The organism is Geobacillus sp. E263 (assembly GCF_007197795.1).
Classification (GTDB): Bacteria; Bacillota; Bacilli; order Bacillales; family Anoxybacillaceae; genus Parageobacillus_B; species Parageobacillus_B toebii.
Genome location: NZ_CP041632.1, coordinates 3,452,701 through 3,465,000, shown reverse-complemented (window position 1 = coordinate 3,465,000; position 12,300 = coordinate 3,452,701). Strand labels below are relative to the sequence as shown.

The 12,300-nt window shown below is 44.2% G+C and carries 10 protein-coding genes, 1 tRNA gene, 2 rRNA genes and 1 other annotated feature (1 of these 14 only partly in view); of the genes, 9 read left to right on the top strand and 4 right to left on the bottom strand.

The genetic code is table 11. The features are described from left to right. The 3 genes from FNL97_RS17790 to rrf all read left to right on the top strand — a co-directional run. Window positions 1-1,509: ribosomal RNA gene (locus FNL97_RS17790) — 23S ribosomal RNA — on the top strand (it extends 1,427 nt beyond the left edge of the window). An 86-nt stretch (window positions 1,510-1,595) separates the two neighbouring features. Next, complete coding sequence (locus FNL97_RS17785) at window positions 1,596-1,805, top strand: hypothetical protein (protein ID WP_143416261.1); 210 nt, start codon at window positions 1,596-1,598, stop codon at window positions 1,803-1,805. A 26-nt stretch (window positions 1,806-1,831) separates the two neighbouring features. Then, window positions 1,832-1,948, top strand: a 5S ribosomal RNA gene (rrf, locus tag FNL97_RS17780). Between the two features lie 52 nt (window positions 1,949-2,000). On the opposite strand, the gene FNL97_RS17775 is transcribed toward rrf, so the two are convergent. After that, entirely contained in the window at window positions 2,001-2,978 is a 978-nt protein-coding gene (locus FNL97_RS17775; protein ID WP_062677748.1) for a YaaC family protein, read from the bottom strand. A 128-nt stretch (window positions 2,979-3,106) separates the two neighbouring features. Here FNL97_RS17775 and guaB point away from each other — a divergent pair, with 128 nt between their 5' ends. The 6 genes from guaB (at window position 3,107) to FNL97_RS17745 (ending at window position 9,455) form a co-directional block, all read left to right on the top strand. Then, window positions 3,107-4,573, top strand: a complete 1,467-nt coding sequence (gene guaB, locus FNL97_RS17770) for an IMP dehydrogenase (RefSeq protein ID WP_062677747.1) — start codon at window positions 3,107-3,109, stop codon at window positions 4,571-4,573. Window positions 4,574-4,694: 121 nt separating this feature from the next. After that, complete coding sequence (locus FNL97_RS17765) at window positions 4,695-6,026, top strand: serine hydrolase (protein WP_049757029.1); 1,332 nt, start codon at window positions 4,695-4,697, stop codon at window positions 6,024-6,026. Window positions 6,027-6,179: 153 nt separating this feature from the next. Next, the gene (gene pdxS, locus FNL97_RS17760) at window positions 6,180-7,064 is read left to right on the top strand and encodes a pyridoxal 5'-phosphate synthase lyase subunit PdxS (RefSeq protein WP_062756475.1); all 885 of its coding nucleotides are present in this window, start codon (window positions 6,180-6,182) and stop codon (window positions 7,062-7,064) included. 17 nt (window positions 7,065-7,081) lie between these two features. Then, window positions 7,082-7,660, top strand: coding sequence for a pyridoxal 5'-phosphate synthase glutaminase subunit PdxT (gene pdxT, locus FNL97_RS17755; RefSeq protein ID WP_012748791.1), 579 nt, complete (start codon window positions 7,082-7,084; stop codon window positions 7,658-7,660). A gap of 69 nt (window positions 7,661-7,729) precedes the next feature. Next, window positions 7,730-7,946, top strand: a binding site (T-box leader). Window positions 7,947-7,998: 52 nt separating this feature from the next. Continuing rightward, window positions 7,999-9,273: a serine--tRNA ligase gene (serS, locus tag FNL97_RS17750; RefSeq protein ID WP_062677744.1), complete on the top strand. Its 1,275-nt coding sequence runs from the start codon at window positions 7,999-8,001 to the stop codon at window positions 9,271-9,273. Window positions 9,274-9,362: 89 nt separating this feature from the next. After that, window positions 9,363-9,455, top strand: a tRNA-Ser gene (locus FNL97_RS17745). Window positions 9,456-9,573: 118 nt separating this feature from the next. Here the strand turns inward: FNL97_RS17745 and FNL97_RS17740 are convergent. The 3 genes from FNL97_RS17740 to FNL97_RS17730 all read right to left on the bottom strand — a co-directional run bounded on the left by FNL97_RS17740 (window position 9,574) and on the right by FNL97_RS17730 (window position 12,267). Then, on the bottom strand, window positions 9,574-10,242 hold the full coding sequence (locus FNL97_RS17740; protein ID WP_097353955.1) for a deoxynucleoside kinase: 669 nt from the start codon (window positions 10,240-10,242) through the stop codon (window positions 9,574-9,576). Beyond that, window positions 10,239-10,877: a deoxynucleoside kinase gene (locus FNL97_RS17735; RefSeq protein WP_143416260.1), complete on the bottom strand. Its 639-nt coding sequence runs from the start codon at window positions 10,875-10,877 to the stop codon at window positions 10,239-10,241. Before FNL97_RS17735 ends, FNL97_RS17740 begins: the two co-directional genes overlap by 4 nt. A gap of 103 nt (window positions 10,878-10,980) precedes the next feature. Next, window positions 10,981-12,267 carry a glycoside hydrolase family 18 protein gene (locus FNL97_RS17730; protein WP_062677741.1) on the bottom strand — a complete coding sequence of 429 codons (1,287 nt, stop codon included), beginning with the start codon at window positions 12,265-12,267 and terminating at the stop codon, window positions 10,981-10,983. Between the last annotated feature and the right edge of the window lie 33 nt (window positions 12,268-12,300).

The following is a 12,300-nucleotide window of genomic DNA, read 5'->3' as shown; positions in this document are numbered from 1 at the left end:
GGTTGAGATTCCTGTACCACCTCCTCACCGTTTGAGCAATGGGGGGACGCAGGAAGGTAGGGCGAGCAGGCTGCTGGAATAGCCTGTCCAAGCGGTTAGGCTGCCAGATAGGCAAATCCGTCTGGCGCAAAGGCTGAGCCGTGATGGCGAAGGGACCATCGGTCCCGAAGTCCCCGATCCTACACTGCCAAGAAAAGCCTCTAGCGAGGTGAGAGGTGCCCGTACCGCAAACCGACACAGGTAGGCGAGGAGAGAATCCTAAGGTGCGCGGGAGAACTCTCGTTAAGGAACTCGGCAAAATGACCCCGTAACTTCGGGAGAAGGGGTGCTCTCTTGGGTGATGAGCCCGAGAGAGCCGCAGTGAAAAGGCCCAAGCGACTGTTTACCAAAAACACAGGTCTCTGCGAAGCCGAAAGGCGAAGTATAGGGGCTGACACCTGCCCGGTGCTGGAAGGTTAAGGGGAGCGCTTAAGCCGCAAGGCTGAAGGTGCGAACCGAAGCCCCAGTAAACGGCGGCCGTAACTATAACGGTCCTAAGGTAGCGAAATTCCTTGTCGGGTAAGTTCCGACCCGCACGAAAGGTGTAACGACTTGGGCACTGTCTCAACGAGAGACCCGGTGAAATCATACTACCTGTGAAGATGCAGGTTACCCGCGACAGGACGGAAAGACCCCGTGGAGCTTTACTGCAGCCTGATATGGAATTTTGGTATCGCTTGTACAGGATAGGTGGGAGCCTGAGAAGCCGGAGCGCCAGCTTCGGTGGAGGCGCCGGTGGGATACCACCCTGGCGGTATTGAAATTCTAACCCGCACCCCTGATCGGGGTGGGAGACAGTGTCAGGTGGGCAGTTTGACTGGGGCGGTCGCCTCCCAAAAGGTAACGGAGGCGCCCAAAGGTTCCCTCAGAATGGTTGGAAATCATTCGTAGAGTGCAAAGGCACAAGGGAGCTTGACTGCGAGACGGACAGGTCGAGCAGGGACGAAAGTCGGGCTTAGTGATCCGGTGGTTCCGTATGGAAGGGCCATCGCTCAACGGATAAAAGCTACCCCGGGGATAACAGGCTGATCTCCCCCAAGAGTCCACATCGACGGGGAGGTTTGGCACCTCGATGTCGGCTCATCGCATCCTGGGGCTGTAGTCGGTCCCAAGGGTTGGGCTGTTCGCCCATTAAAGCGGTACGCGAGCTGGGTTCAGAACGTCGTGAGACAGTTCGGTCCCTATCCGTCGCGGGCGCAGGAAATTTGAGAGGAGCTGTCCTTAGTACGAGAGGACCGGGATGGACGCACCGCTGGTGTACCAGTTGTCCCGCCAGGGGCACCGCTGGGTAGCTATGTGCGGAAGGGATAAGCGCTGAAAGCATCTAAGCGTGAAGCCCCCCTCAAGATGAGATTTCCCATCGCGTCAAGCGAGTAAGATCCCTCGAAGATGACGAGGTCGATAGGTCCGAGGTGGAAGCGTGGCGACACGTGGAGCTGACGGATACTAATCGATCGAGGACTTAACCAAGCGGAAAAGCGGAGGACGCCCGTCTATCGGCGATACGCGCTGGAGGGCCCGTGAGGAGGCTCAGACCAAACAAAGTTTGGTCTTGCGTGGGTTACTCAGAGAAGTTAACTCAATGTGTTGCCGCCGCAACGGGACCGAAGCGTCGCGAGCCGATGGCGTCCGGAGCTGGACAGCAGAAGCGGCCGTTTCACTTCGAAAAGCTAGCCGCTTATGCAAGACGGCTTCTTCCAAACGGACGGTTATCTAGTTTTGAGGGAACGAAATCCCTCTTGACAAACGTGATGATTGGAATATAATAATAAATGTCCAATTGAGATAATTGCCTAGTGACAATAGCGGAGAGGAAACACCCGTTCCCATCCCGAACACGGAAGTTAAGCTCTCCAGCGCCGATGGTAGTTGGGGCCAGCGCCCCTGCAAGAGTAGGTCGTTGCTAGGCAAGATTTCACTGATAGAGCACCCTGCCTAGAATAAGGCAGGGTGCTTTTTCATTATGCTGGAAACAGCCGCTGTATCAAATATTCATAAAGCAATAACGGTACTTTTTCTGCAGTCAAAGATAAAAATTGAACAATCAATGTATATGCGTTACTTGAATAAGAGTGTAATAACTCACTCCACCATTCCGTTTCATATCGTGAAATCATACTTAAGTTATATAGTAATAAATAATGAGCGATTACTTCCGGAAGCATAAATATTTTTTCTCTCTTTATTGGAATACGGTATGTTCCATTCAAATGAAACATAAATGGTTCACATCCAATTGGCTGTAGTGGCGATTCGATGCCGATGTGAATAAAACGATCTTCTTCTTTCACAAAAGTAGCTTTTAAAAAATGCCATTCATGCTCTATGTAATGAATAAAGCGATTTAACGTCATATGATAATGATCTAAAATTTCTATCGGAATCGCAATGGAATGGAGAGAAGAGTTATGTATAACTTCTATAGACAATATTTTTTTATCGTTAAATATGGAAAGTGATTCATGTAGTTCGCATATTCTTTGCAGTAACGTAACCATTCGAAATTTTTCTCCTGTTGTTTGTTTCACATGAAACATTTTTTCAGAAAAATGAGTGAACAAGCCGTTTTTTTGTACCTTTACTTCGTCATCTAAAAATTCATATCCTTGTTTTTTTCTTTTTCTTGTTGAGACTCCGTGTGCTAAAACGGAAGTAGACTCAGGATAATCTGCATCGACAGTAAGCAGGCAAGCTTTTAAAAGCTGTACCATTCCGTAAAATAAAAGAACAGGCTTAATCGATAAAGGCGCATGGCGTGCGGTTGAATAAAAGTTTTGGCCGTGTTCTAAATAATAAAGAAATGGATAGCAGTTCGTGTAGCTTTTTTGCATAGCATCTTCTCTTTCTTGTTTTACATAGCATTGATAAAGCAGTTGTTGAGCTATATCTGCCGAATGAAATACGATAAATTTGTTTGGAATGTTTCTGTCATCCAACATTTCTATCCCCCTACCATGAATTTTTTAACAAAATAACTGAAAAGTTGAACATTTTCTCTATTCCTTGACAGTAGTTTAACCAGTTGATAAGCTACTAATAATAATTTTCCGGACAAGGGGGAGAAAACATGTGGGAATCGAAATTTGCTAAAGAAGGATTAACGTTTGACGATGTGCTCCTTATTCCTGCAAAATCAGATGTATTGCCTCGTGATGTAGATGTGACTACAAAGTTAAGCGAAACATTACAGTTGAACATCCCGATTATTAGCGCAGGAATGGATACGGTAACCGAAGCAGAAATGGCAATTGCCATGGCAAGACAAGGTGGGCTTGGGATTATCCATAAAAATATGTCCATCGAGCAGCAAGCAGAGCAAGTAGACAAAGTGAAACGTTCGGAGCGAGGAGTTATTACGGATCCATTTTTCTTAACCCCTGAACATCAAGTATACGATGCGGAACATTTAATGAGCAAATATCGTATTTCTGGCGTGCCGATTGTCAATAATGAGGAAGAGCAAAAGCTCGTTGGCATTATTACAAATCGTGATTTGCGTTTCATCCAAGACTATTCCATTAAAATCGCCGATGTAATGACAAAAGAAAATTTAATCACAGCCCCGGTCGGAACGACACTAGAAGAAGCAGAAAAGATTTTACAAAAGTACAAAGTTGAAAAATTGCCGCTTGTCGATGAAAACGGAGTACTAAAAGGACTTATTACGATTAAAGATATTGAAAAAGTAATCGAGTTTCCAAATTCTGCAAAAGATGCGAAAGGACGGCTTCTTGTAGGGGCAGCTGTTGGTGTTACAGCTGATACGATGATTCGCGTGAAAAAGCTGGTAGAAGCAAATGTTGACGTCATTGTCGTGGACACGGCGCATGGCCATTCCAAAGGCGTCCTTGAAACGGTGCGTAAAATTCGCGAACAATATCCAGACTTAAATATTATCGCTGGAAATGTCGCGACAGCGGAGGCGACACGCGACTTGATCGAGGCAGGAGCGAACATCATTAAAGTCGGAATTGGCCCTGGGTCGATCTGTACGACGCGCGTTGTCGCGGGAGTCGGTGTACCGCAAATTACGGCAATATACGACTGTGCGACAGAAGCCCGTAAATATGGCGTCCCGATCATCGCTGATGGCGGAATTAAATATTCCGGCGATATTGTAAAAGCATTGGCAGCAGGGGCACACGCGGTCATGTTGGGCAGCCTTTTAGCCGGAGTATCAGAAAGCCCTGGAGAAACGGAAATTTATCAAGGAAGAAGATTTAAAGTGTATCGCGGAATGGGATCTGTTGTTGCGATGGAAAAAGGAAGCAAAGACCGTTATTTTCAAGAGGATAATAAAAAGTTTGTTCCTGAAGGAATTGAAGGGCGCGTTCCTTACAAAGGACCTTTAGCTGACACGATTTATCAGCTTGTCGGCGGTTTACGTGCAGGAATGGGGTATTGCGGAACAAGAAATTTAGAAGAACTACGAGAAAAGACGCAATTTATTCGCATGACGAGTGCCGGATTGCGAGAAAGCCATCCGCATGATGTGCAAATTACGAAAGAAGCACCAAACTATTCTCTTTCTTAATATATGTCTATTGACCTAACTTAGGCGGAGAAAAGCTTCTCCGTCTATTTTTTTGCACTGGAGTGTGTTACAATAACGTTTGTGTGAGGAGGGTGTGACAGTGAAAAACATCAAACATAAAATGTTGATCAGTTTACTTATTATTTCTCTATTTTTGAGCCTGTTGCCATTTCGTGTGGCAAAAGCAGCAAGCGATCCGCTAAATATCGAAGCAGATGCGGCGATACTTGTTGATGCAAATACAGGGAGAATTTTGTATCAAAAAAATATTGATACAGTTCTCGGTATTGCTAGTATGACCAAAATGATGACCGAGTACTTACTGTTAGAAGCAATTAAAGAAAAACGGGTAAAATGGGATCAGCAATATACACCAAGCGACTACGTTTATCGTCTTTCGCAAGATCGCTCTTTATCCAACGTTCCTTTACGAAAAGACGAAAAATACACTGTTCGTGAGCTTTACGAAGCGATGGCGATTTATTCCGCCAACGCTGCAACGGTAGCTATTGCCGAAATTGTCGGTGGTTCGGAACAAAACTTTGTCAAAATGATGAATGAAAAGGCGAAACAATTAGGACTTAAGGGATATAAATTTGTCAACTCCACGGGATTAAGCAATGAAGATTTAAAAGGGTTTCATCCGGAAGGAACGAACGAGAGAGAAGAGAATGTGATGTCTGCCCGTTCCGTCGCCACACTAGCGTATCATTTGTTGAAAGAATATCCAGAAGTATTGGAAACAGCAAGTACTCCTCGGAAAATATTTCGCGAAGGAACCGATGATCAAATTAAGATGGATAACTGGAACTGGATGCTGCCTGGACTCGTTCGCGAATATGAAGGGGTAGACGGATTAAAAACAGGTTATACCGAATTTGCTGGATACTGTTTTACCGGAACAGCGGAACGAGATGGCGTTCGTTTCATTACAGTAGTGATGAATGCAAAAAGCAACGGAAAATCGACCATCGAAGCTCGATTTGAACAAACGGAAAAACTGCTTCACTATGGATTTAGCAATTACTCTATCAAAAAGCTATACCCGAAAGGATATCAACTAAAAGGAAAATCGACGCTACCGGTAGTGAAAGGAAAAGAAAAGTCGGTTGCCATCGTAACCGATAAGCCGTTTTTTCTTGTCGTGAAAAACGGAGAGGAAAAAAACTATCGTCCTGTATATGTTTTTGATCAAAAGAAATTAACAGACAAAGGTGAATTAGTCGCACCTATAAAAAAAGGTGAAAAAGTCGGATATATGACATTGCAATACAAAGGCACAGAGGAGTATAGCTTTTTAAGTCCAGAAATGAAAAATAATGTAAAAGTAAATATTGTTACAAAGAAAAGCGTCGAAAAAGCAAACTGGTTTGTGCTTGCAGTGAGAGGAATTGGCGGGCTGTTTGGCGATGTATGGACAAGCGTAGTAAAAACGGTCAAAGGCTGGTTTTAAAAGCTCCTTCCTTTTTAGGGAGCTTTTTTCTATTGTGATTTTTTTAAAAATTGAGGTAAAATAAAAAAATGTAATCATCCATTGTAAACACTGTGGTGTTTTAGGGTTAACCATCACAGTGTAACGGCATAGTGAAACAAGGAGGAATGACAAGTGGCAATTACAGGTACAGATCGTGTAAAACGGGGAATGGCGGAAATGCAAAAAGGCGGCGTCATCATGGACGTGGTGAATGCGGAACAGGCGAAAATCGCAGAGGCAGCCGGTGCAGTAGCGGTGATGGCATTGGAACGCGTCCCTGCTGATATTCGTGCCGCTGGCGGTGTCGCGCGCATGGCAGATCCAACGGTCATTGAAGAAGTGATGAAGGCCGTATCGATTCCTGTTATGGCCAAAGCGCGTATCGGTCATTACGTCGAAGCACGCGTCCTTGAGGCGTTAGGTGTTGATTATATTGATGAGAGTGAAGTATTAACACCAGCTGATGAAGAATTCCATATTGATAAAAGACAATTTACCGTTCCGTTTGTTTGCGGTTGTCGCGACTTAGGAGAAGCGGCGCGCCGCATTGCTGAAGGGGCATCGATGCTTCGCACAAAAGGAGAACCAGGAACAGGAAACATTGTCGAGGCAGTGCGTCATATGCGCAAAGTAAATGCGCAAATACGCAAAGTTGTCAGCATGAGTGAAGACGAGCTTGTGACAGAAGCGAAGAATTTAGGTGCTCCGGTCGAAGTATTGCGCGAAATTAAGCGGTTAGGCCGCCTCCCTGTCGTCAACTTTGCCGCAGGCGGTATCGCGACTCCAGCTGACGCGGCATTGATGATGCATTTAGGTGCAGATGGGGTATTTGTCGGTTCTGGCATTTTTAAATCGGAAAATCCAGAAAAATATGCGCGGGCGATCGTTGAGGCGACAGCTCATTATGAAGATTACGAGCTGATCGCTCATTTATCCAAAGGATTAGGTAGCGCAATGCGCGGTATTGATGTCGCGTCACTATTGCCAGAACAACGTATGCAAGAGCGTGGTTGGTAAGTAAAGGAGTAGACGTTATGATGAAAATTGGAGTGCTTGGCTTACAAGGCGCCGTACAAGAACATGTTCGTTCCATTGAAGCGTGCGGTGCTGAGGCAGTGGTCGTAAAAAAAATAGAGCAATTAGAGGAAATTGACGGCCTTATTCTTCCTGGCGGCGAAAGTACGACGATGCGCCGTTTGATGGATAAATACGGATTCATCGAGCCGTTAAAACAGTTTGCTGCAGCGGGAAAGCCGATGTTCGGCACGTGCGCTGGCCTCATTTTGTTAGCGAAACGAATCGTCGGTTATGATGAGCCGCATCTAGGATTGATGGATATTACGGTGGAACGCAATTCTTTTGGCCGTCAACGTGAAAGTTTTGAAGCCGAGCTTTCGATTGCTGGCGTTGCCGATGATTTTATCGGTGTATTTATCCGCGCTCCACATATTGTGGAAGTAGGAGAGGACGTCGAAGTTTTGGCGAAATATGAAGGACGTATTGTTGCGGCAAGACAAGGGCAGTTTCTAGGATGCTCGTTCCATCCTGAATTGACCGATGACTATCGTATGACACAATATTTTCTCAATATGGTGAAAGAAGCGAAAGCATAAAAAGAGTTGCGTTTCAAAAAAACTTATAGTACATTATTGGTACAAACAGGCATATGAAAATCGCATAGCGCTAAAGCGATGAAAGGAACTAGTAGCAAGGTCGTTTCTCTTCAGAGAGTCGGTGGGTGGTGCAAACCGATGGGAAACACTTGTGAATCCATCCTGGAGTAAAATGCCGAACGCGCAAGCTAGTAAGCATTTTCGGCTTTTCGCCGTTATCGATTCAAGCGGAAGACAGCCTCGTCTTCAATTAGGGTGGCAACGCGGGATTACTCTCGTCCCTTTTTGGGGACGGGAGTTTTTATTTTATAATAATAATAAAAAAGGAGGTATCGTTGATGCTTGATGTCAAATATTTGCGCAATCATTTTGAAGAAGTAAAAGAAAAGCTTCTAAAGCGCGGCGAAGATTTAACAAATATCGATCGCTTTGAAGAGCTAGACAAAAAGCGCCGCGAATTAATCGCAAAAGCAGAAGAACTAAAAAATAAACGAAATGAAGTATCCCAACAAATCGCCGTATTGAAACGCGAGAAAAAAGATGCTGATCATCTCATTGCCGAGATGCGGGATGTAGGGGATCGCATTAAAGCCATGGATGATGAAATCCGCCAAGTGGAAGAGGAACTAAATGCGTTATTATTGTCTATTCCAAATATCCCGCATGAATCGGTGCCCGTCGGAAAGTCGGAAGAAGATAATGTCGAAGTCCGCAAATGGGGGGAACCGCGTTCGTTTTCGTTTGAACCGAAACCGCACTGGGATATTGCCGAACAGCTCGGTATTCTTGATTTTGAACGGGCCGCGAAAGTAACAGGAAGCCGCTTTGTCTTTTATAAAGGACTCGGCGCCCGCCTGGAGCGCGCGTTAATTAACTTTATGCTTGATGTTCATATCGAGGAGTTTGGCTATCAAGAGATATTGCCTCCGTACCTTGTCAATCGGGCGAGTATGACGGGAACAGGACAATTGCCAAAATTTGAAGAAGACGCATTCCGTATCGAAACAGACGATTACTTTTTAATTCCGACAGCAGAGGTGCCTGTGACAAATTTACATCGTGATGAAATTTTATCCGCGGAAGATTTGCCGATTTACTATGTTGCTTATAGTGCATGTTTCCGCGCCGAAGCTGGTTCTGCTGGACGTGATACAAGAGGGCTTATTCGCCAGCATCAATTTAATAAAGTAGAGCTGGTGAAATTTGTGAAACCGGAAGATTCATATGACGAATTAGAAAAGTTAACAAATCAAGCAGAGAGAATTTTGCAGCTGCTTGGACTTCCTTATCGTGTTGTATGTTTATGCACCGGTGATTTAGGGTTCTCATCGGCGAAGACATATGATATTGAAGTATGGCTGCCAAGCTATGGAACGTATCGTGAGATTTCTTCGTGCAGCAACTTTGAGGCATTCCAAGCACGGCGTGCTAACATTCGTTTCCGCCGCGAACCAAAGGCGAAACCGGAATATGTGCATACGCTCAATGGATCAGGGTTGGCGATTGGTCGCACGGTGGCCGCCATCTTAGAAAACTATCAGCAGGAAGATGGAACGGTTGTCATTCCAGAAGTACTGCGTCCGTACATGGGAAATCTAGAAGTTATTCGATAAATAAGAGCAGGGCGGATTTGCCCGCCCGCTCTGCCATAAAAGGTGTTGACTTTTATCTTCAGTGATGTTATATTGAATGATGTCAGTACGGAGGAGTACCCAAGTCTGGCTGAAGGGGTCGGTCTTGAAAACCGAGAGGCGCCGCAAGGCGCGCGGGGGTTCGAATCCCTCCTCCTCCGCCATAAAGGAATTGAAAATACCAACGCGCATAAGTGGAGATTGTTATCCGAGACGATTCGTTACATTTTGTAACGAATTTTTATTTTTCCAAAGCAAAAAATAACCGCCTAATAGTGGCGGTTATTTTTTTATACGATAATACTCGTGAATAATCGTTGAAGCTTTTTTAATAATTGGTTCGATGGACTGCTCGTCTTCGACAATATCGTATTCGTTAATGTTTACGCGAAGAACTGGGCAAGCGTTAAATTCATTAATCCATTTCTCATAACGTTCATACATTTCCTTCCAATATGATATAGGTGTTTTCTGTTCCATTGGACGCCCGCGCTCACGAATGCGCTTCATCACTTCCTCAAAACTTCCTTCCAAATAAATAAGCAAATCAGGATGCGGGAAATACGGTGTCATGACCATCGCTTGAAATAAGCTTGTATATGTTTCGTAATCCACAGCCGTCATTGTTCCATTTTCAAAGTGCATTTTTGCAAAAATATGCGCGTCTTCGTAAATAGACCGATCTTGAACAAATCCTCCGCCATATTCAAACATCCGCTTTTGTTCTTTAAATCGCTCCGCAAGAAAATAAATTTGTAAATGAAAACTCCAACGTTCAAAATTATCATAAAACTTGTCTAAATATGGATTTGTATCTACTTTTTCCAAGGAAGTGCGAAAATTTAGCGCTTTGGCTAATGCTTTTGTCATGGTTGATTTACCGACACCGACTGTTCCGGCAATCGTAATGATCGCGTTATCTGGAATACGATATTTTTCACGTAAGTTCATCGTTGCGAAACCCCTTTTACGACAGTTTTTACTTGTTCGAGTATGTAGTGCAAATCTTCTTTTCGTTGAACGAAATCGAGCAAGTCCCCGTTGAACCGAAGAACTGGAATATGTGTATTTGCTTGTTCGAATAGAGCAAACGCTTCTTCATAATCAGCGGCTAGCTGCTGTAAGTAGACCGGATCCATTCTTTTCTCAAAGTCGCGGCCGCGTTGATGAATGCGTGTTAATAGCGTTTCAAGGCTGGCATGTAAGTAAATGATCATATTAGGTTGAGGTAAACCATCTGTTAAAATATCATAAATTTTTATATATTTTTTATAATGATGTTCTTTTAACGTTCTTTTGGCGAAAATTACATTTTTCATAATATGGTAATCAGCAACAACTGGTTTTTTTTGTTGAAGAAAGTTACGATCAATTTCTTCTAATTGCTTATAACGATGGCAAAGGAAAAACATTTCCGTTTGGAAGCTCCATTCTTCGATATTTTCATAAAATTTCCCGAGAAATGGATTTTCATCGACGATTTCTTTCACTAAATGATAGCGGAAGTGTTCGGAAATCGCTTTTGCCAATGAAGTTTTCCCAACCCCAATGGGACCTTCTACCGCGATAAATGGAACCATTCCCATCTGTGCTCCCCCTTCTCCTTAGACAGATAAAATTTATTTTAACACATAGATAAATAAAATCGCACTTGGAAAAACAACCAAGTGCGATTGAAAAAAGTATTATTTACCTTTTTACAACAGTAAAGTTATCTGTTAGCAGCAACCAATTTTGCGGAAAATCTAATCCTAGTTTCCAATAGCTGATTCCCCGTAGGCCGAGTTCTTTTACTAAGTCAAATTTTGCTTGAATCGAACGGGCATCTTCAAACCAAACTTCGTGTTCTTTTCCGTTTTCGTCCCGATAGCGGAAATGAGGAGCTTGCGCTTTGGTGTCATATTCAATGGCGACATTGTATTGAGCAGCAAGACGGATCGCTTGTTGCGGACTAATCGCCCGTGCATATGGTCCACCCGGTACGTATGGAAGCGTCCAATCGTATCCGTATAAGTTTTGTCCCATCATAATTTTAGAAGCGGGCATTTCGGAAATGGCATATTCGATCACCTGCCGAACAGGGCCAATTGGAGAAACCGCCATTGGCGGTCCACCGCTATATCCCCATTCATATGTCATAATGACGACAAAATCAACAATTTGTCCGTGGGCGCGGTAATCATGCGCTTCATACCAGCGGCCTTTTTGTGTCGCGCTTGTTTTTGGCGCCAACGCGGTAGACAGAAGCCACCCTTCACGTTCAAATCGCCGTTTTGCTTTTCGCAAAAACGCGTTATACGCTTCGCGGTCTTCGGGACGCAAATATTCCATATCAAAGTGAATATCGCGAAATCCGTATTTTTTTGCTGTTGTTACAATGTTTTCTAATAGACGGTTTTGTAATTGTTCGTTGTTTAAAATAAGCGCTCCTAGTTCATCGCTAAATTGATCGTTTTCGATATTGGTAACGACCATGATTAAAGTAACGCGATTGGCGCGAGCGATAGATGGGAAATTATTCAATGGAGGTTCTTTGAGTGCTGCATTTCGCTGAATTTGGAACTGAAACGGAGCTAAGTATGTTAAATATGGGGCTGCTTGACGAGCACTTGCCTCCAGCGCTGGGCTGACAGTCGTTCCTCGCGGCTCAATGTATCCGTTAAACTCGGCTCTCCGTTTTGCTTTTGGCGGAATGTATAAACGTTGTCCAACTTGCAGCGGGCTATTTAAGGAAATGCGGTTAATTTCCGCAAGACGCTGCGCAGGAATGGAAAATTTCCGGGAGATGGACCATAAACTATCGCCGCGCTGAACCCAATAAAAGCTTCCAACAATTGGAATAACAATCGCTTGACCTACAACAAGATCGTTTGGATTTGGGAGCTCGTTTGCGCGAATAATTTCTTCAGGAGTCGTATTATACGCTTGAGCAATTCCACTTAACGTTTGCCCGCTTTGTACAACGTGAATTTGCATACTTTACCTCCTAGTTGCGTCTTCGTTCTTCTT